Below are 23103 nucleotides of genomic sequence, written 5' to 3' on the forward strand. Positions count from 1 at the left end.
TTTTTTATTGTGAATTATGATGAATTGAACAAATAGAAAAGATAATAAGTAAAAACTCCCCAAGGCATTATGCTTGGGGAGTTTTTTTTGCTTTGTAGGAAGTTTTATTATTTCCTTTCTAAGATAAAGAAGTGATAAGTGGTTTTGAAAGGTTTTTCTATGGTGATTTCAAAAAAATAAGCTTGAGAATCAGCAGTGTTCTTAAACTTATCTTCAAGATTTTCTTTCCAGATGTTATCTTCCTTGGATAACTTTGGAAATATAGTGTCAACATCCCATCTTTCTTCAAACTTCTTTCTTAAATCTTTGTCGCTGTCACAAACAATGAGTTATAAATCCATTACTATTTCTATTTTCAAAGTGTTTTTGAATAGATTCTTGGTACTCTGAAAAACCTCCTTTATCTTTAGGGAAATGATATTTTAACTCTATTTTAAAAGGATTTTTAGGGAAATTTTCGTCAACTAAAGATAAATCAACGCGGGTGTAGGAGGTTCGTTCTTCTCTTGTAGTTTTCTCTTTTTCTAAGCGAGGGTGTTCCGCTATGGCTCTGACTCCTTTTTGACTATGATACTTGTTGAAAAGAGCTAACAATAGATCTCTGATGTGGAGTTCTTGTTTTAGGTTAAAAAAATTGTCGTTGAGTTTAGCTAATTTTCTTTTAAATCTTTTTGATTTGATAATGCTTATCAAACTATCAAACATTTCTTCTTTTGTTCTGATACTATCACTCATTTTCTAATAGTTTTAAGATTAATTTTTACTTTAAAAACTTCTTAGCCTCATTCGCAATAGCAGTAATAAGTTCATTGCTAACTCCATTGCTTAATTGCCGAGTATGAATAAGAATACGTTTGTTGTCCTTACTAAAATGTAAGTTATACCAATTTTTATTACCTACTTCTGTTGTTTTTCCCTCCCATTTTACATTAAATGTTAGTTCTAAGTCTATTTGGTAATGTTTTGGATAATCATTGGCTGCAACAATTACAATAGGGAATTCTTTGAAAAAAGGCATTGCAAAGAGAGGTTTACGCTCTTCTATAGACTGTTTTCTAAGGGCTTCTATTTCCTCACTCTTGTAACTTTCCTTAGTAGGGTAGTCGCTGAACTCGGTGATGAAAAACTCTTTTTGAAAATTGATTTTCTCAAGTTTTTCTCCTTGTAAAAATAGCTGTTCGTAAAGTTTTTCGTAGTTTAGATAGGTGCTACTTGTGCCACCATTGTAAGGTTTTTCTTCTTTCCTTATATCCCTTTTGTTAAACTGATTGCCATAAGCATATAAGGGATTTTCGTGAGAGATGGGGCGTTGACCATCGTAGTTAGGTACTTCATTGGTAGAGAGTATGTGTTCCCATTGAGATACATTACTTTGGAAGAGCTCTTCTTTCTTCTTTTCTAAATTTTCGGTAGTCTCTTCTTGGGGAATGTGTGCAGCTTCTTTGCCGATTACTAAAACTTTACCATTAGGGTTGCCATACCCTACAAATAGATTGTTGGCTTTGCAGTAGGCTACTGCCTCTTTGAATGCTTGTGTGTACATATAATTTAAGTTTTTTATTGCCTTTGATTTTTTTTTAACGTTTGCAAATGTACTAATTTTCTACTATAGTACATTCTTTTCTTACGATATATTCAGGAGTGCCATTTCTATAGAAAACAGTTCCCATTTCTCCATTAGTAAGATAAGTACGCACAAATCTCTCCATCTCATCACTATTTTTATCGTATAGGGCATAAGAAAATAACTTGTCGATGAACAAATTGTACCTATGTCTATCATACCTTCTCTTATTACAGAGAGGATCTTCTTCGTGGACAATGTCTTTACAGACAATGACCTCTTTAAAATCTTCGTTAATTTGAGTACGCTCTACTTTACCATCAAAGTACTTGTAGAAAACAGTGTATAGCAGCTCAAACCCTTGGTAAGGTTTGATTTCAAAGTATTGTTTTTCAATTATATTCCCTTGTTCGTCAAAGAATAAAAATTCCTTGTTTCCATTCTCGTAGTACAAAATTTCTTGTTTGGCAAGATGTCCATTTTTGTACGAATTGATGAAAACTTTTCGCCTATCTTCATCTTCGTCTTCTTCGTTTTCTTCACGGAAAGAACAAAATAGTGTTTTATTGCCCCTCTCATCATACAGAAGCAAATCTTCATTCTGAACTTTCTCATTTAGATAGTGTTTTAACCTTACTAATTCACCTTTTGAATTGTAGCTGTATTGGTATTCATCAATATATCCATCCTCTACAACAGCTACCATATCCCCTTTTTCATCGTATAAATACTCTTTAAAAATACCTGTAGGGATCTTTTCTGTAATTTTATAGAGCAAACCTTTTTCGTTGTACAAAAAACTGTATATACAAGGTATTTGATCCGAAATAGTAGCAGTCCATTCGGTGAGTTGTTGCTGTTCGTTATATTTGAAAACAAATACAAAATCGTCTACTTCGTAACTCGTTACTAACCCCTGTTCGTTATAAGTAGTTACAAAGCATTCACAACCACTGAAAAATAATATGTTATGCCACAATGTTTTGGTCGTTTCATCAAGGGATTTTTTCGTTCTAAAATCTCTTGCCATATCATCATATTCCTTGATAAGGTTTATGATATCCTCAGGAATAACAGCCACATTTTTTTTAAATTTGCCTAAGCCAATGTTGTTGTCTATGAGTACCTCGTACTCTTTGTAGGATGTTTTTACTTTTTTGTTTGCAAAGAAAAGATTGGGTTCTACCTTAGGGATATAAGGACTTCTAGGATAATTTTCTAAACCATTGTTTTTAATTTTCATCGTTATGAGTGTTTAAGTCATGCCTACTCTATATGGTTTTCAGCTTCCCCAGTATTTCTTTATTTTTGGGCAAAGTTATCAACAGAAAGAGACATAACTCGTTGTTATAAAAACTTTTTAGCCTCAGCAGCAATAGCAGGAATAAGCTCTTTAGAGAAGCTGTTGCTCAATTGGCGGGTGTGGATAAGAATATGTTTGTTATCCTTACTAAAGTGTAAGAAATATCGGTCTCTTCCTACTTTTATTTCTTTTTGGAAAACGACATCAAAAGTTCGTTCTAAGTCAATTTGGTAATGTTTTGGATAATCATTGGAATAGAAAACTCCTTGAAAAAAGGCATTGCAAAGAGAGGTTTACGCTCTTCTATAGACTGTTTTCTAAGGGCTTCTATATCCTCATTTTTGTAGCTTTCTTTAGTAGGGTAGTCGCTGAACTCGGTGATGAAAAACTCTTTTTGAAAATTGATTTTCTCAAGTTTTTCTCCCTGTAAAAATAGCTGTTCGTAGAGTTTTTCGTAGTTTAAATAGGTGCTACTTGTACCACCATTGTAAGGTTTTCCTTTTTTTCTTATATCCCTTTTGTTAAACTGATTGCCATAAGCATATAAGGGATTTTCGTGAGAGATGGGGCGCTCACCATCGTAGTTAGGCACTTCATTGGTAGAGAGTATGTGCTCCCATTGAGATACATTACTATGGAAGAGCTCTTCTTTCTTCTTTTCTAAATTTTCGGTAGTCTCTTCTTTGCCAATGTGTGCGGCTTCTTTGCCAATTACTAAAACTTTACCGTTAGGGTTGCCATACCCTACAAATAGATTGTTGGCTTTGCAGTAGGCTACTGCCTCTTTAAAATGCTGTGTATACATATAATCTAAGTTTTTAATATTGTATTCTTTTTCTGTGTAAAAGCATTAATTTTCCACTACACTACACTCTTTTCTAAGGATATAGTCAGGAGTACCGTTTTTATAGAAAATAGTTTCACTTTCTCCATTGGTAAGATAAGTACGGACGAACTTTCTTATCTCATTGCCTTCTTTATCGTATATGACATAAGAAAAAATATTGTCACTGAACAAAATTGAATAGTATTTGCGTGCATTATATTCTCTATGTATTGTCTTATCGGAAAATCTCCTAAAAGACGTCCATCCTCCGCAGTAAGAGTCTTCTTTGTAGGTAATGTCTTTGCAAACGATCACCTCTTTGTACAAATCTTTGTTAATATCAGTGCGCTCTGCCTTACCGTCAAAATATTTGTAGGAAACACAGTTTAGTAGCTCAAAACCTCGGTAATGTTTGATTTCAAAGTGCTGTTTTTTAATTAGGTTGCCTTGCTCGTCAAAGAATAAAAAATCCTTGTTCCCATTTTCGTAGTACAAAATTTCTTGTTTATCAAGATATCCATTTTGGTACGAATTGATGAAAACTTTTCGCTCGTTTTCTCTTTCGTCTTTCTCGTTTTCTTCGCCGAAAGAACAAAATAGTGTTTTATTGCCTCTCTCATCATATAGGAACAAATCTTCCTGCCTAAATTTCTCATTTCGATAGCATTTTAAGCTTACTAATTCACCTTTTGAGTTGTACTTATATTTATACTCTTCAGAATTTTCTCCATTTTCTATAACGACTACCATATCGCCTTTTTCGTCGTATAAATACTCTTTAAAAATACCTGTAGGGAGCTTATCTATAATTTTACAAAGCAGACCTTTTTTGTTGTACAAGTAATTTCGTGTGCAAGGTATTTGCCCCGAAATAGTAGCAGTCCATTCGGTGAGTTGTTGCTGCTCGTTATATTTGAAAACAAACACAAAATCGTCTACTTCGTAACTTGTTACTAACCCCTGTTCGTTGTAAGTAGTTACAAAGCAAAAGCATTCACAATCTCTGGAGGATAATATGTTATCGTACAATGTTTCTGATTTTTCATCAAAAAAATTTTTATATTTCAACTCTCTTGCCATATCACGATATTCCTCGACAAGACTACTGATCTCCTTAGGGCTAACAGCGGCATTATTTTTAAATTTGCCTAAACGAACGCTGTTGTTGTTGCCTATGAGTGCCTCGTACTCTTTGTAGGACGTTTTTACTTTTTTGCCTGCAAAGAAAAGATTGGGTTCTACCTTAGGAGCATAAGGGGTTTTAGGGTAATTTTCTAAACCGTTATTTTGTATTTTCATTGTTGTTAAATTTTTTTTAGAAGGAGTAACAAGCCTAAGTTTATTATAGGCTTGCACTCCTTGTGAAATGTAAATTAAAAGCTTCTTATCTTTCCACCATTTTGGTTTCTCAGTTCCATATCTCCGTTTTTTAAGGTGATGAGTATGTCCGACTTGTGGAAAATAGCTTTTACAGCATTACTTTCTGCAACTGTAGATTTGCGTCCTCCAGAATCGTTGCAAAGATCTGTTCTACCATTGCTGTAGGTGATTAGAACAGATTTTTCATCATCGCTGAGAGCAGCGTCAATTACATTGCTTTGCGCAATCGTTCTGATACGACCTCCTGAATCACTGAGAAGATCTAATCTTCCATTTACAATTTTTAAAATCATATTATTATAGTTTTTAGTTCTTGCCTACTCTATATGGTTTTCGGCTTTCCCAATGTTTTACAAAAATAGTTTGCGGGCATCCCGTTTTACTTAGCTCGTTGCCCGACCAAAGGCATAGTGTAAAGCAAAAGGAACGCCCGCATACGCGAACGCTTCCGTCTTTACTTTCTGTACACTATTGAAAAATTGGTCGTATTTCGAGCTTAGAAAATAAAAGCGAAACGCTACTAATATGTTTATTTTGTGTTTATCTGGTTTTTACTATAAAATATGTTTTATGAGTTTCTGCCAGCAAATATACAAAATAAAATAATATGTGCGTCCTTTTGCCTTGTTTTTTTAGTTAAGAGGTAAAAATACTTTGTTTATACTTGATGATATGTAGCTCTTTTTCAAGCTTTTTGGCTTTTTTAATGCTGTCGTTAGTGCCTTTTGACTGTCCGTCCCAGAAGGCAAAAACCACTTCAGCATTTTCGATGATTTGAGTGTTGCGCACAAGGGTAGCCCCACGTCCATACTTTTGATAGTCGGGTTTGAAAACGAGGAGAGGAATACCCATCTCGGCAGCAAATTGTGCGGCGAGGGTGTCGGCTCCTTTAGCACCACCCGATACGATGTTTTCGGGTTTTTCGTGCGTATTGATATACGCTAAAATACTTTCTTTCAGTAGGGGGTAATCGCTAAAATCACGTCCCCCAACAATGGCTATATTCATATAAATCGTTATTTATTGGGGCAAAAGTCGATAGTAAGAACGACAAAAATTGTCGCTCAAAGAAAAAGTTTGTATATTTGCAAAAAATAATGAGATGAAGAAGTTTTTAAGACACCGTTTTATTGTGGAACGCCTGCGTATGAAACCTCATTCGTATGAAGATTTGATAAGGGCTTTAGAAAAGAGTGAGGAATATAGCGATGTTGAGGCGTTTACTGATCGTACTTTTCTCCGTGATAAACAAGATATTGAGAAAATCTATCATATAAAAATTGAGTATAACAACTCTCTTAAAGCCTACGAAATCACCGAAGATAACGACCTCTATACTCAAAATCTATTAGAGGCGTTTGATGTGTTTAGAGCGTTGCAGAATTACGGTAATCTTTCAGAGGTGATTCAGTTTGAAAAGCGCTTACCTGCGGGTACGGAATATTTGTCGCCGCTGCTTAGGGCTATCAAAGAAAAGCGGCAGGTAGCGTTGCATTACTATAAGTTTTGGGATAAAAACAAACAGCCGGTGGTGCGCACGATAGAGCCTTATTTGCTGAAAGAGGCGCAAAGACGCTGGTATGTGCTGGCGTGGGATGTGGAGAAAGAAGCGTTGCGGGTGTTTGGCTTGGATAGAATTAAGCACTTAGACGATGAGCGGGGAGTGAAGTTTCAGCATCCTGTACCAGAGGGCGTAGAGCACTTTTTTGACGATAGTTTTGGGGCGTGGGTAGACAACGAGCGTACGCAAGCTGAAGAGGTGGTGCTCGCCTTTAAAAAGTTACCTACCGACTCGCCTTTTGTGCCTAACCCTGCTGAATACCTCAAAGCGATGCCTTTGCACCCTTCGCAAGAGCTGATGGGTGAAACTGAAGATGAAATTGTGCTCAAACTGCACTTGAAAATTACTCCCGATTTTGTGAAAGAAATACAATCGTACGGCAGTAGGGTAGAGTGGAGGTAAGCAATTGTACGAGTGGCTCAAACTGCCAAAATGGCACTGTTTTTGTAAATGGCAAATTGTTTGCTATCAAAATACGAAATAAACCTAATAAGAATCATTATGAGTACTGAAGATATTAACAAAGACGATTTTGAATTTGAACAAGACCCTGTGGATTACACTCCTGAAGAGGATATGTACGAAACAGTGGAAATTCCTGAAGATGAGGACTTCGATGACTTCAATGAGGACGAAATGCCTTTTGATTTAGATGACGACGACTCTTTTGAAGAAGAACCTGAAGCAGGAGAAGAATTGGAAGAACCTGAAACAGAAGAAGAAGACTCTGAAGAAGAGCAACCTGAAGAAGAAGAGGATCCTGAAGAATCTTTTGAGGATGAAGAGTTTGAAGAAGAACCTGAAACAGAGGAAGAACCAATGGAACAGCCTCCATTAGAAGATGAACCTGCTCATACTTCAGAACCTACTGAGGAAGAGCAGATTATGTATAAAGACCCCAACGAACCTGAAAAAACGGATGAGTATTTCAACAAGGAAAGAGACCGCTATTTGCGTTTGTTTGCCGAGTTTGATAACTACCGCCGTAGAACTATTAAAGAACGTGAAGAATTAATAGCTACTGCTGGAAAGGACATTTTGTCAGCTATGTTGCCTATAGTAGATGATTTTGACCGTGCTTTGGTGGAACTCTCTAAAACAGCAGATGAGAATACACTTGAAGGGGTGAAACTCATCTATAACAAACTTATAAACACGCTAAAATCTAAAGGTTTAGAGCGTATGGACGTTGCTCCTAACGATGTGTTCGACAGTGAAATTCACGATGCAATTACGCTCATTCCTGCTCCATCGCCTGAATATAAAGGTAGAATAGTGGATGTAGTGCAAGCGGGCTACAAATTAGGTGATAAAGTGATACGTTTTCCTAAAGTAGTGGTAGCACAATAAGAAGTTTAAAATGAAAAGAGATTACTACGAAATATTAGAAATACAGAAAACAGCTACGGCTGCCGAAATAAAAAAAGCATACCGCAAACAAGCATTAAAATACCACCCCGACAAAAATCCTGGGGATAAAGAAGCTGAAGAGAATTTTAAATTAGCTGCTGAAGCCTACGAGGTGCTCAGCGATGAGAACAAACGGGCTCAGTACGACCGCTTTGGTCACGCTGCCTTTGAAGGCGGTATGGGAGGCGGTGGTTTCTCAATGGACGATATATTCAGTCAGTTTGGTGATATATTTGGTGGTCATTTTTCGGGTGGCTTTAGTGGTTTTGGCGGTTTTGGTGGCGGCAGTCAGCAGGTATATGTGAAAGGTGAAAACTTGCGTATACGTGTGAAAGTTACCTTGGAAGATGTTGTAAAAGGTACTGAAAAGAAAATAAAAGTACGCCGCAAAGTAAAAGCTGAAGATACAACTTATAAAACTTGCCCAACGTGTAATGGTCGCGGACAAGTGGTACGACAAGTGAACACAATGCTCGGTATGATGCAAACTGCCTCTACTTGTTCGGCTTGTGGTGGTGCTGGTGAAGTGATTGATAAACGCGGTGCCGATACCGATGCTCAAGGATTGAAAACTATTGAAGAGACTATCTCTATCAATATTCCTGCGGGTGTAATGGATGGCATTCAGTTGAATATGAATGGAAAGGGTAATGAAGCTCCTGTGAAGAACAGTGTTGCTGGTGACCTTTTGATTCTTATTGAAGAACAAGAACACGAAACGCTCAAACGCGAAGGCGATAATTTGCATTACGATTTGTATATCAGTTTCCCTGAAGCTGTTCTAGGAGCTAGTAAGGAAATAGATACAGTAACGGGCAAAGTGCGCATCAAATTAGAAGAAGGCATACAATCGGGCAAGATATTGCGCTTGCGTGGCAAAGGTATTCCTAGCTTGCAAGGACGCGCAACGGGTGATTTGATTGTTCACGTGAATGTATGGACTCCTAAAAACTTGAACGATGAGCAAAAGGCTTTCTTTAAAAAGATGCAGGAGGATGAGCATTTCAGTCCTAAACCCGATAAGCACGATAAGTCTTTCTTTGAGAAAGTAAAAGAAATGTTTTCATAGGTTATAGATTTTGTTAAATCTAAAAAGGGACTACCTTACGCAGGTAGTCCCTTTTTATTTTGTATTTTAAGGCGTATCCTTCTTAGAAGAAGTAACGTTTGAAAGCCTCGATAGCGGCATAGTCGGCAAAGCCTAAATTGCGGTAACGACGAGCGGTTTCGCTGTTACGAGCTTCGGCGCGTTGCCAGAACTCACGCAAGTCGTCTCCTTGGAACATAGCACCATCTTTTTGAGATTGGTGGAAGAAGATGGCTTGACGTTTTTTGAGCACTTGTGCTGGACTCATAGGGACTGCCATTTCGATTTCGTGGATGTCCCATTCGTGCCAAGCTCCGCGGTATAACCATACCCAGCAGTCTTTCATATAATCTTTGTGTTTTAAATTCTTCAAAGCAGCAAAGATAGCATCGAGACATACTTTGTGAGTTCCGTGAGGGTCGGCGAGGTCACCTGCAGCATAGATTTGGTGAGGTTTTACTTCTTCAATCAAATCCATAATGATTTTGATATCGGCTTCGCCTATAGGGTTCTTTTTCACGCCCCCTGTTTCATAGAAAGGCAAGTTGAGGAAGTGTACTTGGTTATCGGGCACTCCTTCATAACGTGTAGCAGCCAACGATTCGTGGCGACGGATGTTACCTTTGAGTTGGCGTACGAGAAGGCTATCGATTTCGTTGGATTTTTTATTGGTGATGTTGCTAATAATCTCGTTGATTACAGCTACTTCAGTTTTGTTTTCTTTGGCTATATCTTTGAATACTTCGGCGAATTTAAGCGCTTCGTGGTCGGATACGGCAAAGTTACCAGAAGTTTGGTAAGCTACGTGTACTTCGTGACCTTGAGAAACTAATCGATCGAAAGTACCTCCCATAGAAATTACATCGTCATCGGGGTGAGGGCTGAAGATAATTACGCGTTTTTTGTGAGGATGTTCGCGTTCAGGGCGGTTGGTATCATCGGCATTAGGTTTACCACCTGGCCATCCTGTGATGGTGTGTTGCAAGCGGTTGAACATAGCGATGTTCAAATCGTAAGCAGGACCTGATTCTGCCAAGAGTTTGGACATACCGTACTCGTTGTAATCGGAATCTGTGAGTTTGAGGATTGTTTTACCCAAGTGTTCGCAAAGCCAAACAATAGCTTTTGCTTTGAGGTCTTCGTTCCATTGTACATCGGTAACGAGCCAAGGGGTTTTGATACGAGTAAGATCGGCGGCTGCTTCTTCGTCTAATACAAAAGTAGTGTTTTCGTGAAGTTGGAGGTAGCTTGAAGGTACTTCGGCAGTGATATCACCTTCTACGGCTTTGGCTACGATAGAGGCTTTACTGCTACCCCAAGCGAGCAATACGATGCGGTGAGCTTTTAACACGGTGCGGATACCCATTGTAATGGCTTGGCGAGGCACATTGTCGATGCCGTGGAAGGTTTCGGCGGCATCGGAACGGGTGATGTGGTCGAGAGTGATGATGCGGGTACCAGAATTGCGGTTAGAACCAGGTTCGTTGAAGCCGATGTGACCGGTACGACCGATACCGAGGAGTTGGAAATCAAGTCCGCCGCAATCTTGGATTTTTTTGTCGTAATTAGCGCAGTAGGCTTCTAATTCGTCGTGAGATACGGTTCCATCAGGGATATTGATATTTTCTTTAGGGATATCAATATGGTTGAAGAGGTGCTCGTGCATAAAGTACCAATAACTTTGTATATCCTGTTTTTCCATTGGATAATACTCGTCTAAGTTGAAGGTAATTACGTTTTTGAAACTAAGACCTTCTTCTTTGTGCATACGCACGAGTTCGTCGTAGACTTTTACAGGGGAGGAGCCAGTGGCTAAACCTAATACGCATTTTTTGCCTTCGGCTTGTTTCTTTTTGATAAGGTCGGCGATTTCGTGTGCGACACTAATTGAAGCGGTTACGGAGTTCGAGAAAACGATGTTGTGGATTTTCTCGAAGCGAGTTTCCTCAACGGAGCCGGCGGGCTGATGAGCGATTGATGAAACTTCTTTTCTGATATGTGTTCTCATTTTTTATTGATAAATGATGTTATAATAAATTTCAGTTTTGAACCCTGCAAAGGTATATCTTTTTTATGATTTATACAAAAAAAATTAACATTTTATTTTAATTCTTTTTATGGTTAAAAGGCGGAAGTTTTTATATACGCTTTTTAAATAACTTGATAAAAATAAAAAACTTTGCTAAAGCAAGTACGCTTTAGCAAAGTTAGTGTTTTTAGAAATTTGGTTTTAATTGATGTTTGTTGAAATAGAAGTCTTCAATGACTTTGATGACTTCATCTTCGGTGTCTACCAAATGGAATAAATCTAGGTCTTCGGGACTGATGTTGTTGAACTTTTCTGACAATATTGATTTTATCCACTCTACAAGTCCGCCCCAATAATCGGTGCCTACTAAAATGATAGGGATTTTGTCGATTTTATGGGTTTGTACGAGGGTGAGGGTCTCGAAAAGCTCGTCGAGGGTGCCGAAACCGCCTGGCATCGCTACAAAGGCTTTGGAATACTTGACGAACATTACTTTGCGGGCAAAGAAATAGTTGAACTTGATGTTCTTGTCGTGGTCGATATAAGGGTTGTTGGTTTGCTCGAAGGGGAGGTCGATGTTGAGTCCGGCAGATACGCCTTTGTTGAGGTGTGCGCCTTTGTTGCCGGCTTCCATAATGCCGGGTCCTCCACCGGTGATGATGCCAAAACCTTCGTCGACTATTTTTTGGGCGATGCGTACGGTGAGTTCGTAGTAGGGGGTGCCTGGCTTGATACGGGCTGACCCGAAAATGCATACGCAGGGTCCTATGGAGCTCATCTGCTCATAGCCTTGGACAAATTCGCCCATTATTTTAAAAATAGACCAAGAGTCGTGTGTTTTGGTTTCGTTCCAAACTTTAGAATGTTTTTTCATTGAATTAAGTATTAAAAGTTAAAAGATAGCCCCCACATACTCTGCTCTCGCAGACTTCCCCGAAGGGGGAATAGCCGGAAAAAATATTGAATATCAGTGTAATCAATGGAGTTTTCAGAGGGACTCTGAAAATTTCTGAGTGACGAATGCCAAGTGATGTTAGGCAGCTGGGGCTGCGAGAGTTTTTTGCCCACGAATTTCACGAATTTGCACGAATTTTCGCCTGACGGCGAAGGGAGTGAAAAGTGAAAAATCTAAGGTCTCAGAGAGGCTCGGAGAGGAGCTGTGGAAAATTAACAAATTTGGACATTAGAGAATTAGCAAATTAGTTTATAGATTCATTATTTTTACTTTCAAATTTTTTAAGGTCGTTGCCTTTGAGAGCATTTTCAACGAGCTCGGGGAGGCGATCGGGGGTGCAGGCGAAACAGGCGATGCCGAGTTTGCTGATTTCCTTGCCAAGTTTTTCGTCGTAATCGGGACGACCGCTATCGGAAAGGGCTAAGAGTACCAATACTTTTACGCCGTCCTGATGCATCTCGTTTAGACGACGTAGTAGTCCGGAGCGCACACCTCCCTCATAGAGGTCGGATATGAGGATGAACATCGTTTTGCGGGGGTTCTCGATGAGCGTTTGGCAATATGCCACAGACTTATTAATGTCGGTTCCTCCACCCAATTGCACGCCAAAGAGCATATCGACGGGGTCTTGACGGCAGGCTTCGGTGAGGTCGGTTATTTCGGTGTCGAACACTACTACGTGAGTGTCGAGGGCTGGCATACTGGCAAAGATAGAGCCCATTACTGATGAGTAGATAATGGAATCGCACATAGACCCACTTTGGTCGATGTCGAGGATTACCGTCCAGTTTTTTTGTTTTTGAGTGCGTTCAAAGAAATAGAATTTTTCGGGTATGATGCGCTTGGTGGCGGTGTCGTAGTTTTTGAGGTTGCGCTGAATGGTTCGTTTCCAGTCGGTTGATGAGAAATTGGCGATGGGGGTATGTGCTTTTTTGTTGAGAGCGCCCGTAACGGCGCGGCGGAGGTCTTGCTCCATACGTTTCATTATCTCATTGACGACTTCTTTGACTAACTCGCGGGCGGTGTCTTTGGATTTGGCAGGAATCTGGTCTTTGAGTGCCATTAGGGTGCCCACCATAGAGATGTCGGGCTTTACGTTCTTGAGGGTTTCGGGTTCAAAGAGCAATTTGGTGAGTCCTTTGCGTTCGATAGCATCGGTTTGAATGACGCTCACTACATCGGGGGGGAAGAAGGAACGTACATCGGTGAGCCACTTGGCTAAGTTAGGAGCGGAGTTGCCCAAGCCAGCCGAGCGTTTGCCGCCGCCGTTGCCATTGTTCTCGGTGTCGTCGTAGAGGGCGGCGAGGGTAGCGTCCATCAGCGATTGTTGTTCGTTGAGCGATACTTCGCCCAAAGCATTTGCGTCTTGACCCAAGATGAGTCGCCAGCGTGTGATATTTTCGTCCATTAGAGTATATAAAAGATGAGACCTATTTGTAATACATTAGAGCTGAGGCTTGTGCCATCGGTGGTTTTTACGTCCTTTAGCAAAGGTGAGAGGTTGTACTGCACGAAGAAATTCAGTGCATTATAGCCAAAAGCAGCAAAGGCTTTTACCTGAAATTTTTTAGCAATATCGGGGTTTTGGAAAGAGGTGTCGATATCGTTCGCAGTGTATAGGCTTCTGCCTCCTAAAAGATAAGAGAATCGCATTCCGGCGTATACTCTCCAGAACTTGTGAGATGTAGGGTTGGAAGTGCGGAAGCGGAATTCTAAGGGCATTTCGATAGCGTGAGTTTTGAAGTAGTTTTTGCTGATGTTGAAATCGCGGAAGTGTTCAACGATTTCGTAGCTCACAACTCCTGATGAGTTTCTATTGGCTACCATATTGTTATACACCACATCGTAAGCATAGCCTAACCCTATGCCGAACCCAAGATTACGTTTTTGGTTGATAGGGAGGTCGCGAATGAAACCTAAGTGGATGCCGTGGGAGAGGTTGTGTTGCACAACACTGCTGGCTTTGCCAGCGAGATAATCGTAGGTGAGACCAACGTAGAATTGATCTTCTAAATAACGGTTGTCGATGGTTGTTAGCGTGGAGGTTGCGCCTTGAGAAGTAGCAATCAATCCGTCGTCACTATCTTCTTGAGCGTAAGTGAAGAGGGGGAGGAGTAAAAGAATGATATTTAGTTTGTTCATTTTTTTCTTTGGATTATATTTTTTGGCAAAGATATGAAATAATTACGAATTACGAAATACGAATGACGAAATATGAGGGGGAGATGGGAGCGGTGGGAACGGTGGGAGCGGTGGGAGCAGTGGGAGGGGATGGGAGGGAGTATCTAGGAGGTACTCTGAAGGTCTCGGAGGGGGGTGGGAGTAATGGGAGTAATGGGAGGGAGGAGACTCCCATGGATTGCACAGATAAAACGGATTTTGATGCTTTTTAGGATTTTGTTGCTACGCTTACGATTTTGCGAAGTTTGCCAAAGTGAAAACTCCTACGAATTTTACGAATTTTCACCTGACGGTGAATTGTTTTGTGAGTATATAAATTCTTTGACTTAATGATTTTTAGAAAGGTGTTCTTTTAGGGCTTGTTCATTATTACCTATTTTCTTTGTGAATTCTTGGAAGCTCTCAGTTTCTTGAGGAATATGCAATCCTATTTTTTCTAAAATTCTATTTTCTGCATTCCCGTCTATATAGAGTTCTTCAGAAAAAAATGGTTTGTCGCTATCTTCTTTGCTACAAGGATAAAGTAGAAAACCTCTATTTGTTTCAAAACGGTACATATATGTAATCGTTTTGTAGTAGATGCTAATAGCTCTTTCTGAATCTTCTCCATAACTTTTATGCTTATCTAAAGGTATATATTTAGCATCTCCTACAAGTTTGGGAGAACCACTTTTGCTGATAAAATCGGGGTAGATAGGTTGTTTTCCTTTTTTAAAAAGGTATTCTCTTCCATTGCCTTTGAGATTTTCAGGATGTTTAAAATCTTCATCTAAAAAAGTGTTTAGGTATTCTTCCCACAGCCAAGCACCATCAAAAAGAAGTCCATATATTTTATCTTTTTCTTCGCCGAATGTCAGTTTTTCGTGGTTTAGGATGTTTAAACATATTTTTTGCAGAGGAGCATACTCTGTAAAATAAGGATGTACAAAGGGCTTGGCGTTTGCCATTATCACTTTACGCCGAGCATTTTTGTTATAGGTGTTTTGAGTGTGAAAAACAAATTGGCTAACCATAGTGCGCATTTCGGCATCTGTATTCAGCAAGGCATTGCCTATAGGATGTGTTCTTAGGTACTCAATAGTATGGCGGATGAGTTGCGATAAAGGATTATCGTAGCTATGTTCTTTGGTTGTATAAGCTATTTTGCCTGCAAAAGGTAGGTTTTTAAGTAGATGACGTTTTACATCTATACTTCCTTTTACATTTGCATCATTATATTGCTTGCGTTGGTAAGCTTTATAAAGCCCTTGTGCATAAGCTTTTTTTAAGCAATAAGGGAATAAGTAGAGCCAAAAATCCCAAATAGTTTCTTCGTTGTTAGGGCTCTGTTCAAAATTAAAGATGTTAGTAGCTAATACTTTTTGCAACATACAGTGCAAAAAGAAATCATTCTTATCATCTTTAGCAAAACGGGAAGTGATAGTAACCTTACTTGTGTTACGCCCTACAAATCCCATTATGTTGTTAGTATACAACTTGTCTCCTTCAATATTGAAAATAGGTTTGTTGAGATATTTTTCTAAAGACTGCGGAAAAACTAACAAATTAGGATTTTCACACACTAAGTGTGTTATACTATGATTGGCAATAGGCGTTAGGTCTTCTATATACTGAGAATTAAGCTCTTTTCCCTTATAATTATTGTCCGTTATCCTCATTACCAAAGAAAGCATTTTTTAATTTTTCTAACTCGTCTTTTCCATTAGGCATACCACGTAAATATTCCTTTAGTAAAGGTTCTATGCGATAATCCCATACGTTTTCTAATTCTTCATCTTGAATACAATTGCCATCAGTATTAAGAAAATAAGCACCTCCTATATGATAAGCACTGCTGAAGCCTGCTATTTTCTCAATAGCTTCATTGAGTCCTGTCATAGCTTTTGTTATTGGTTCAGTTAGTCCCATATTTATAGCACTCTCTTCGGCAGTAACTTCTATCCAAGTGAAGCGGCGGCGCATAGCAAAATCAAAACTTTCGACACTGCGGTCGATATCATTCATACAGCCGATGATATAGACGTTTTCGGGCACGTAGAAAAACACATCATCACCTTGCATATTAGTGTATTGAGTTTTGACGGCTCCTTTTACACCTCTGTAAGTAGGGTCGATACTAAAAAAGAGCTCTCCGAAAATTTTAGAGATTTCGCCTCTGTTGATTTCGTCAATTACAAAAATGTAGTTTTTGTTGTTTTCAGTTTTTTCAGGGGTAAAGTTATATTCTTCTTGAAAATATTTAGCAATTGGAACTAAATAAGAAGGATAACGTCTTTCTATTTGATCATAGAGATACTCTTTTATCATTTCTTTAGTGATGTAAATAGTTGTGTTAGCTCCTGTTTCAGGAATTGCTATACAGCTATTTTTTCCATTAGATTTTAGGATAAAATCCCTATTTTGTTTAGTTTTACGTGGTATGGGAGTTAACAAATCTTCCATAAATTTGGAGTATAACTCTTCAAAGGTTTTGCCATAAACAGCATTATTACAAAACTTTTTGAAAATACCGTCTTTTAATTCAAAACCGACATTTCCATTGTCGTCGTTAGTAGGGCGGAGACCTTCTACAAAATCGGTATAATCGTAAGAAGGATGAAATTGTACAAAGCCAAACTGAAGGCTTTTTGCTAAAGCTTCATCGTCTACCCCTATCATTTGTTTAGCTATTTCTTTAGCTAAAAAAGTTTTACCAGTACCAGGGGCACCTGTAAGAATGATGTTTTTAGAGCTTTTTAGTTTTTGAACATACTGAAAGACTTTTCCTTTTCCTTTTTCTTCCATAATCAACTCATTAAATTTATCAAAAAAGTGTTTCAACTTGTCATTGGGTTCTTGATCATCAAAGAGTCCTAATTTTTGTACACTAACAGTCAAAACTTCTTCTGCATTTGTAATAGGATATGAGTTTTTTACAATTCTTAGATATTCAATACTATTAGCATCCTTTTGCCAAACAGCAATTACATTTATTGAAGTGTGTATCCAATTTAGGTAACTACCTCTATTGGTATAAGAAGAAGCTAATATATTTATAGTAATTCTACCATTTTGATAGTTTTCCCAATTCTTGACTTGGTTTTGTATTTTTTCTTCTTTACGACCAAAACCACTCCATTTAAAGCTACCACTTTCTTCAAAAGGTTTGATGTATTTATCATAACCTCTATTGTGTTTGTTATTTGTAACGCAATACTCTAAGTGCGCCACAAAATACTCTAATAATTGCTTGAAATTTTTGTAATCGTTATTCATATTTGAGTTGTTTAATTTTTTCTAAGTTGTTTTTTCTCCTAAATGAAAAGTCTTTGCTGACGGCATCTACATATTTGATGATGTGGGCGGTTTTCTGTAGGGTTGCGGGCTCGTTGGTGGATTGGAGGAGCAATTCGGAGATGATTTCTAACGCCTCGGCATCGTTTTCGTATTCTGAAAGGAGGGTTTCGGTGGGGGTGTTAAAGAAGTATGTGAGATGGTGCTGGGTGTATTTTTCAGCCAGCAGGTCTAAATGTTTGCGTTCTTCTTCTTTGCCTGCCTTGGGGTTTAGTAGGGCAGTGAGTTCCTCAAAGAAACGGTCGATTTGGCGTTTCAGATAGTCTTTTTCAATCATACATAACAAATGAATTACAAATGACGGTTCGAGCCACACAAGCAAGAAATGGAATTGATAATTTACTAATTATCTAATTTGCTAATTATCACGGTGCTAAGCGTTCTAGTTTCCAGTCGTAGTCTTTGGTGAGGGTGTAGCGCAGACGGTCGTGGAGGCGGTTGGGGCGTCCTTGCCAAAACTCGATGCTCTGAGGGCGTACTAAAAAACCTCCCCAATAGGCTGGTCGGGGTACTTCTTTGCCTTCATACTCTTTTTCTAATTGATGTAAACGCTCTTCGAGGTATTCTCTTGAAGGGATGACTTCACTCTGCGGCGAAACTATGGCTCCTAACCTGCTGCCGAGAGGACGGGATTCGAAATAGCCATCGGAGGTGTTTTCGGGGACTTTTTCGGCTATTCCCTTGATGATAATTTGTCGTTCGAGAGAGGGCCAGAAAAAGGATAAACACAAATGAGGATTGGCAAGAATGGCTTTGCCTTTTTCGCTTTCGTAATTGGTGTAGAAAATAAAACCTTCGTAAGTGTATTGTTTGAGGAGTACCACGCGGGTTTTGGGGAATCCGTCGAGTCCTATGGTGCTGACGGACATTGCATTGGCTTCGTCTACGCTGTCGCTCTCATCGGCTTCGTAAAACCAAGTTTGGAAGAGTTGCATAGGGTTTTCCGGAGCATCGCTTTCTAAAAGCACGCGTTTGTCGTAAGTTTTTCGGTAGTTGCTTAAATCCATATTAAGTGAAAAGTGAAAAGTGAAAAGTGAAAAGTGAAAAGTGAAAAGTGAAAAGTGAAAAGTGAAAAGTGAAAAGTGAAAAGTGAAAAGTGAAAAGTGAAAAGTGAAAAGTGAAAAGTGAAAAGTGAAAAGTGAAAAGTTATTTTTTAGGGGGTTGGGATTTTTTCTTTGTTTTGATAGAGGCTATAAGCATTGCGATTAGTTCATTACAATCACTTTCAAGACTTACTTTTAATCGCTCTTCTATATAATCGGTGTCGTGCAAAAGGGATACCCAATAGTTTGTTTCATTGGCTTCTTTTAAGGCTATATATAACTTAGATATGAAATCGGGGGTGGTTTGTGCATATTCTGATTCTTTTACTAAAGCACAAATAGCTGTGCCACTTCTCAATACTTGTTTGCTTAAATTGTATTCTTTTTCGTTTTGTAAAAATTTTGATAACTTTACAATTCTGATCGCAAAAAGATAACTTTTTTCAGATAAAACACCCATAGTAAGTGAATAGTTAAAAGTGAATAGTTAAAAGTGAATAGTGAATGGTTATTTGCGGCAAAGGTAGGGATAAAATGTTAATTGGCAAAATAAAAGGAGTTAAAGAATGTTGGGATTCTTTAACTCCTATTTTTCTGATTTTTTTTCCTATTTATTAATAGAATGAACTTAGGTTTTCTTTGATAGTAGCGCTGTTCTCTAATGATTTGAGAATGTTTTGAGCAGCGCGTTCAGTGCGAAGGTTTTCAACGGTTTCAGCTTGAGTTCTGTAATCGGTGATTGCAGGGGCTATAGTCTCTGAGATGAGTTGGATTACATATACAGCGTTTTCACCATCGATGGGTTTAGAGATTTGACCTTGTTTGAGTCCGAAGGCGGCTCCTACGACTTTGGGTTCGCGACCTTCACCTATAATAGTTGGGTTTTTCATCACGAGACCTGTAGCGCTTTTTACTTCAGTTTTGTTAGCTGAAGCGATGGCTTGGAGGCTGTTGCCTTTGGCTTTTTCTTTTAAAATAGCGGCTTTCTTTTCGCGGATGAGGATAGGTTTCACGATAGGAGCGGCATCTTGTACAGAGCTGAGTCCTTCTTCACCTTGTTTTACTAATTGAGCGACGATGTTGTTGCTTCCGGCGTTGAATCGCTTGATGTCACCTACTTTGGTGTCCTTATTGAACAACCATTGTACGATGGCGCGGTTGCTACCTAATCCGATGATTTGGTCGTCGTTTTTATGGAGGTTATCGGCGCGGAGTACTGAAAGGCCGAATTTTTTGGCGATGCTTGCAAATTCTTTTGGATTTTGAGAAGCCTTCATTTCAAAGTTAGAAACTTTAGAGAAAATCTCGCTTACAGTGGCTTCAGAAGGTTCTACCGCACGGCTGATAGTGGCGATGTTTACGGCTTCGGCTTTGCCTGTAACTTTTACAACGTGGAACCCAAAGTCGGTTTCAACAAGCCCTATGTTGCCAACGGGGTTAGCGAAAGCGAATTCTTCGAAAGGTTTTACCATTGCGCCTTTTCCGAAGAATCCGAGGTCTCCACCGCTGTAGGCAGCGCCAGGTTCTTCAGAGTTTTCGCGAGCGAGTTCGGCGAAATCAGTTCCTGCTGTTTTGGCTTTTGCCAAAAGTTCTTCGGCTTTAGCCTTAGCTTCTTCCTTAGTACGAGTGGTATTAGGAGTAGCGGCTTGGCTTCCTTGGTAGGCGATGAGGATGTGGCTTGCTTTCACGGCTCCAGCAGGCTCTTTGGCAACCATACGGCTGAGTTTGATGTTGCCGTCTTCTTCGTAAGGACCAAATACTTTACCTACGGGAAGAGCGTAAAGGGTATCGGCGTAAGCAGAGCGGATATTGTCTTTATTTACGAAAGTGCTATCGTAAGGGACATTAGAGTTGCGATCGACGAACTCTTTGATATTCTTAGTTTTAGCAAATCCAGGGAGGGTGTCGTTGCTATTGGTTTTGCTGTTGTACACGACTTCGGGTTGCAAGAGTTTGAGCAAGCTTTGTTTTTCAGCTTCCATATCTTTAGCTGAAGGTTTTTCGGCAGCGACGATGTACTGGATATTGCGGTAAGCCTCTTGTTTGAATTGTTTTTCGTGTTTTTTGATGTAGTCTTGGATTTCGCCGTCGGTAACGGTAATATTTTTATCGTCGATGCTGCTGTATTGGAGGGCAACATAGTTGATATCGGCGAGGTCTTTTTCTTGGTGGTATTCCATTTCGGCTTCGGCATTGGTAACGCCAAGTCCAGCGCGGATGAGGCTGAAATACATTTGTTGTTTAGCGCCCTCTACGATAGCGTCTTCTTGTATTTTCCACTGAGCATAGGCTTCGGGGTTGGTGCTTTTGAGGGTAGCCAAGTAGGAAGTGAATTTATGGGGGTCGAACACGCCGAGTTCATTCACGAATTGAGGGTTTTGCGCTAGAGGGGTTTTAGCGAGGATCGCCAAGATTTGGTCTTTTTCGACACTAAGGCCGAGTTTTTCGATTTGTTGGTTGAGAAGGATTTCTTGGACTTTTTGTTCCCACACGTATTTAGCGGCTTCGATGCTGCTTACTTGTCCGTTAGCTTGACGAGTAGCGTTTTCGACTTGAGCGCGGAAGGCATCAATAGAGACATCTTCACCGTTTACGGTACCTATTTCGTTAGGCATGTGGTTGCTAAATCGCCCTTTACCGATGAAATCGGAGATGATGAAAGCGAAGAGGGCGAGCCCTATAATCGCGATAAGGAATACGGTTTTACTTCTAATCTTTTCGAGTACTGCCATTGTTTATATTCGTTTATAAAAGTATAAAATTGTTTGGTGTTATTAATCAAACGGCAAAAGTAATACTTTTTGTGGAAATGCAAAAATATTTTTAAGATTTTTTATAAGATAGGAGGTAAGAAGTAAGAGATAAGAAATTGTTGTTGAGTGGGGTAGGGGGGGATTTTATAATTTTTTTAGTGTAGTTTTTTGCAAGTAGGGAGGAGGTTCGTTGTGTCTTCGTTACGTGTTCATTGAGTGTTCGAATGAGGTGCTTTTTTTTGCTATTTGGTAATTATTTTGTACTTTTGCCCTTTGATATATAAAGATATGAAGACTACGGCTCTTTATAAATACTTGTTTATAGTATTGTTTTTCGGCGTACGATTAGTGTTGGCTCAGCAAGGTGTTGAAGCGCTTTTCATCAAAGAAGGGGTTTTACTCAAGTGTGAGGATGCTAAGATACCTTCAGATGGCTATATAGCATTGCCTCATACGGTGAAAGCAATTGCAGCTGAGGCATTTAAAGGTTGTACGCGCTTGCAAAGGATTAGTATCTCGGGTGGGGTAACCACTATTGGGGATCGCGCTTTTGCGGGGTGTAATCATCTTACTAAAGTGGAGATGCTGCCTAACTCGGTGACGGCTATTGGGGTGCAAGCATTTGCTTTTTGCGTTAAGCTGAAGGATATTAACTTACCTAATACGGTAGCGACGATAGGGGAGGAGGCTTTTAGAGGTTGTTTCGCTTTAGAGCGTGTAGAAATACCCGAAGCGACTACTCTTATTGGTAATAGTGCTTTTATAGACTGCTCAGGGCTTAAGCAAGTAGTTTTTTTGAGTAATGAACTTAATACTCTCCCATCGCAGTTGTTCTATCAGTGTAAAGCGCTTGCACAAGTAACTTTGCCGCCGAGTTTGCGTCATATCAAGAGTAGTGTTTTTGCATATTGTGAATCGTTGCCAGAATTAATATTGCCAGAAAAATTAGAAAGCATAGGCGACGATGCTTTCGAGTATTGCAAATCACTCAAAAAAATAGACATTCCTGATAGTGTGTTTTTTATTGGAGCAAGTGCCTTTCATAGTTGTAGTGCTCTAGCAACGCTCAAATTGCCTTATGGTCTACGCCATATTTTGAATGATACCTTTTTAAATTGTATGAGTTTGAGTTCAGTAGTGATTCCAGATACAGTAGAGAAAATCAATATGCAGGCATTCAGGAATTGTACTTCATTACTCACAGTTCAAATGCCTTTGGCGCTTACCGATATTTTCTATGGTGCTTTCTATGGTTGTAGAAATTTGCAATATATTGATTTGCCTGAGAATGTTAAATATATAGGTGTGTTTGCTTTTGCCGAATGTGCAAGTCTGCAAACTGTAGAGCTACCTCGTGCCGTGGTAGATGTCGCAGCTAAGGTGTTCTACAACTGCACAAACCTTGCCGAAGTGAACTTTTCTAAATTTACTACTTCTATAGGGGTACAATCGTTTTACGGATGCATTAACTTAAAAGAATTGAAATTGCCTAATACAGTAGAAAAAATAGATTTAGCAGCTTTTGAAAATAGCGGACTTTCTGAGTTGCATTGTCGTGCAATTACTCCACCAGTGGTGAATCGCAGTTTTGGATATAGAGGAAAAGTGTTAGTGCCCTATCGCTCATTAGAGCTTTACAAACAAGCTGAAGGATGGAAAGATTGTGCTTTGGAATAAA

21 protein-coding genes are annotated in these 23103 nt (G+C 39.3%); 4 read left to right on the plus strand and 17 right to left on the minus strand.

Annotated elements, in window-relative coordinates:
• Positions 1-315: 315 nt before the first annotated feature.
• The 7 genes from DR017_RS03930 to DR017_RS03960 form a co-directional block, all read right to left on the minus strand.
• Complete coding sequence (locus DR017_RS03930) at positions 316-735, minus strand: hypothetical protein (RefSeq protein WP_256587533.1); 420 nt, start codon at positions 733-735, stop codon at positions 316-318.
• Between the two features lie 25 nt (positions 736-760).
• Positions 761-1543 carry a hypothetical protein gene (locus tag DR017_RS03935; protein ID WP_002682141.1) on the minus strand — a complete coding sequence of 261 codons (783 nt, stop codon included), beginning with the start codon at positions 1541-1543 and terminating at the stop codon, positions 761-763.
• A gap of 52 nt (positions 1544-1595) precedes the next feature.
• Entirely contained in the window at positions 1596-2807 is a 1212-nt protein-coding gene (locus DR017_RS03940) for a hypothetical protein (RefSeq protein WP_002682150.1), read from the minus strand.
• 277 nt (positions 2808-3084) lie between these two features.
• The gene (locus tag DR017_RS03945; protein WP_232501570.1) at positions 3085-3672 is read right to left on the minus strand and encodes a hypothetical protein; all 588 of its coding nucleotides are present in this window, start codon (positions 3670-3672) and stop codon (positions 3085-3087) included.
• Positions 3673-3717: 45 nt separating this feature from the next.
• A complete protein-coding gene (locus DR017_RS03950) occupies positions 3718-4992 on the minus strand; it encodes a hypothetical protein (RefSeq protein ID WP_040361988.1) in 1275 nt (424 codons plus the stop codon).
• A gap of 74 nt (positions 4993-5066) precedes the next feature.
• Positions 5067-5366: a hypothetical protein gene (locus DR017_RS03955; RefSeq protein ID WP_002682137.1), complete on the minus strand. Its 300-nt coding sequence runs from the start codon at positions 5364-5366 to the stop codon at positions 5067-5069.
• Positions 5367-5709: 343 nt separating this feature from the next.
• Positions 5710-6081 (minus strand): DUF2493 domain-containing protein, encoded by a 372-nt coding sequence (locus DR017_RS03960; RefSeq protein ID WP_002682154.1) that lies wholly within the window; start codon positions 6079-6081, stop codon positions 5710-5712.
• A gap of 94 nt (positions 6082-6175) precedes the next feature.
• On the opposite strand from DR017_RS03960, the gene DR017_RS03965 reads away from it, so the two are divergent.
• The 3 genes from DR017_RS03965 (at position 6176) to dnaJ (ending at position 9113) form a co-directional block, all read left to right on the plus strand.
• A complete protein-coding gene (locus tag DR017_RS03965; protein WP_002682148.1) occupies positions 6176-7036 on the plus strand; it encodes a helix-turn-helix transcriptional regulator in 861 nt (286 codons plus the stop codon).
• 417 nt (positions 7037-7453) lie between these two features.
• Complete coding sequence (locus DR017_RS03970) at positions 7454-7984, plus strand: nucleotide exchange factor GrpE (protein ID WP_050772821.1); 531 nt, start codon at positions 7454-7456, stop codon at positions 7982-7984.
• 10 nt (positions 7985-7994) lie between these two features.
• A complete protein-coding gene (gene dnaJ, locus DR017_RS03975) occupies positions 7995-9113 on the plus strand; it encodes a molecular chaperone DnaJ (protein WP_002682159.1) in 1119 nt (372 codons plus the stop codon).
• A gap of 82 nt (positions 9114-9195) precedes the next feature.
• Here dnaJ and nagB read toward each other — a convergent pair whose 3' ends face one another.
• The 10 genes from nagB to DR017_RS04030 all read right to left on the minus strand — a co-directional run bounded on the left by nagB (position 9196) and on the right by DR017_RS04030 (position 21404).
• Positions 9196-11139: a glucosamine-6-phosphate deaminase gene (gene nagB / locus DR017_RS03980; RefSeq protein WP_002682146.1), complete on the minus strand. Its 1944-nt coding sequence runs from the start codon at positions 11137-11139 to the stop codon at positions 9196-9198.
• A 208-nt stretch (positions 11140-11347) separates the two neighbouring features.
• Complete coding sequence (locus DR017_RS03985) at positions 11348-12034, minus strand: LOG family protein (protein ID WP_002682147.1); 687 nt, start codon at positions 12032-12034, stop codon at positions 11348-11350.
• 325 nt (positions 12035-12359) lie between these two features.
• On the minus strand, positions 12360-13523 hold the full coding sequence (locus DR017_RS03990; protein WP_002682152.1) for a VWA domain-containing protein: 1164 nt from the start codon (positions 13521-13523) through the stop codon (positions 12360-12362).
• Positions 13523-14257: a porin family protein gene (locus DR017_RS03995; RefSeq protein ID WP_040361984.1), complete on the minus strand. Its 735-nt coding sequence runs from the start codon at positions 14255-14257 to the stop codon at positions 13523-13525. The genes DR017_RS03990 and DR017_RS03995 overlap by 1 nt, the downstream gene beginning before the upstream one ends.
• A gap of 365 nt (positions 14258-14622) precedes the next feature.
• Positions 14623-15954 carry an McrC family protein gene (locus tag DR017_RS04005; protein WP_040362041.1) on the minus strand — a complete coding sequence of 444 codons (1332 nt, stop codon included), beginning with the start codon at positions 15952-15954 and terminating at the stop codon, positions 14623-14625.
• On the minus strand, positions 15935-17551 hold the full coding sequence (locus tag DR017_RS04010; RefSeq protein ID WP_002682359.1) for an McrB family protein: 1617 nt from the start codon (positions 17549-17551) through the stop codon (positions 15935-15937). Before DR017_RS04010 ends, DR017_RS04005 begins: the two co-directional genes overlap by 20 nt.
• A complete protein-coding gene (locus tag DR017_RS04015; RefSeq protein WP_002682357.1) occupies positions 17544-17906 on the minus strand; it encodes a hypothetical protein in 363 nt (120 codons plus the stop codon). The genes DR017_RS04010 and DR017_RS04015 overlap by 8 nt, the downstream gene beginning before the upstream one ends.
• 88 nt (positions 17907-17994) lie before the next feature.
• Positions 17995-18636, minus strand: coding sequence for a pyridoxamine 5'-phosphate oxidase (pdxH, locus tag DR017_RS04020; protein WP_040362043.1), 642 nt, complete (start codon positions 18634-18636; stop codon positions 17995-17997).
• Between the two features lie 139 nt (positions 18637-18775).
• Positions 18776-19132, minus strand: a complete 357-nt coding sequence (locus DR017_RS04025; protein ID WP_040361315.1) for a four helix bundle protein — start codon at positions 19130-19132, stop codon at positions 18776-18778.
• Between the two features lie 154 nt (positions 19133-19286).
• Positions 19287-21404: a peptidylprolyl isomerase gene (locus tag DR017_RS04030; protein WP_002679836.1), complete on the minus strand. Its 2118-nt coding sequence runs from the start codon at positions 21402-21404 to the stop codon at positions 19287-19289.
• A gap of 309 nt (positions 21405-21713) precedes the next feature.
• On the opposite strand from DR017_RS04030, the gene DR017_RS04035 reads away from it, so the two are divergent.
• Complete coding sequence (locus tag DR017_RS04035) at positions 21714-23102, plus strand: leucine-rich repeat domain-containing protein (protein ID WP_040361317.1); 1389 nt, start codon at positions 21714-21716, stop codon at positions 23100-23102.
• Position 23103: the final 1 nt, after the last annotated feature.

It is taken from the genome of Capnocytophaga sputigena, assembly GCF_900446695.1.
Lineage (GTDB): Bacteria > Bacteroidota > Bacteroidia > Flavobacteriales > Flavobacteriaceae > Capnocytophaga > Capnocytophaga sputigena.

Coding starts and splice junctions, on each gene's coding strand:
- DR017_RS03990 (WP_002682152.1), bottom strand. CDS start 13,523: ATGGACGAAAATATCACACGCTGGCGACTCATCTTGGGTCAAGACGCA.
- DR017_RS04030 (WP_002679836.1), bottom strand. CDS start 21,404: ATGGCAGTACTCGAAAAGATTAGAAGTAAAACCGTATTCCTTATCGCG.
- DR017_RS03940 (WP_002682150.1), bottom strand. CDS start 2,807: ATGAAAATTAAAAACAATGGTTTAGAAAATTATCCTAGAAGTCCTTAT.
- DR017_RS04015 (WP_002682357.1), bottom strand. CDS start 17,906: ATGATTGAAAAAGACTATCTGAAACGCCAAATCGACCGTTTCTTTGAG.
- DR017_RS03970 (WP_050772821.1), top strand. CDS start 7,454: ATGGAACAGCCTCCATTAGAAGATGAACCTGCTCATACTTCAGAACCT.
- DR017_RS04010 (WP_002682359.1), bottom strand. CDS start 17,551: ATGAATAACGATTACAAAAATTTCAAGCAATTATTAGAGTATTTTGTG.
- DR017_RS03945 (WP_232501570.1), bottom strand. CDS start 3,672: ATGTATACACAGCATTTTAAAGAGGCAGTAGCCTACTGCAAAGCCAAC.
- dnaJ (WP_002682159.1), top strand. CDS start 7,995: ATGAAAAGAGATTACTACGAAATATTAGAAATACAGAAAACAGCTACG.
- DR017_RS03950 (WP_040361988.1), bottom strand. CDS start 4,992: ATGAAAATACAAAATAACGGTTTAGAAAATTACCCTAAAACCCCTTAT.
- DR017_RS04005 (WP_040362041.1), bottom strand. CDS start 15,954: ATGAGGATAACGGACAATAATTATAAGGGAAAAGAGCTTAATTCTCAG.
- DR017_RS03965 (WP_002682148.1), top strand. CDS start 6,176: ATGAAGAAGTTTTTAAGACACCGTTTTATTGTGGAACGCCTGCGTATG.
- DR017_RS04035 (WP_040361317.1), top strand. CDS start 21,714: ATGAAGACTACGGCTCTTTATAAATACTTGTTTATAGTATTGTTTTTC.
- DR017_RS03985 (WP_002682147.1), bottom strand. CDS start 12,034: ATGAAAAAACATTCTAAAGTTTGGAACGAAACCAAAACACACGACTCT.
- DR017_RS04025 (WP_040361315.1), bottom strand. CDS start 19,132: ATGGGTGTTTTATCTGAAAAAAGTTATCTTTTTGCGATCAGAATTGTA.
- DR017_RS03935 (WP_002682141.1), bottom strand. CDS start 1,543: ATGTACACACAAGCATTCAAAGAGGCAGTAGCCTACTGCAAAGCCAAC.
- DR017_RS03960 (WP_002682154.1), bottom strand. CDS start 6,081: ATGAATATAGCCATTGTTGGGGGACGTGATTTTAGCGATTACCCCCTA.
- pdxH (WP_040362043.1), bottom strand. CDS start 18,636: ATGGATTTAAGCAACTACCGAAAAACTTACGACAAACGCGTGCTTTTA.
- DR017_RS03955 (WP_002682137.1), bottom strand. CDS start 5,366: ATGATTTTAAAAATTGTAAATGGAAGATTAGATCTTCTCAGTGATTCA.
- nagB (WP_002682146.1), bottom strand. CDS start 11,139: ATGAGAACACATATCAGAAAAGAAGTTTCATCAATCGCTCATCAGCCC.
- DR017_RS03995 (WP_040361984.1), bottom strand. CDS start 14,257: ATGAACAAACTAAATATCATTCTTTTACTCCTCCCCCTCTTCACTTAC.
- DR017_RS03930 (WP_256587533.1), bottom strand. CDS start 735: ATGAGTGATAGTATCAGAACAAAAGAAGAAATGTTTGATAGTTTGATA.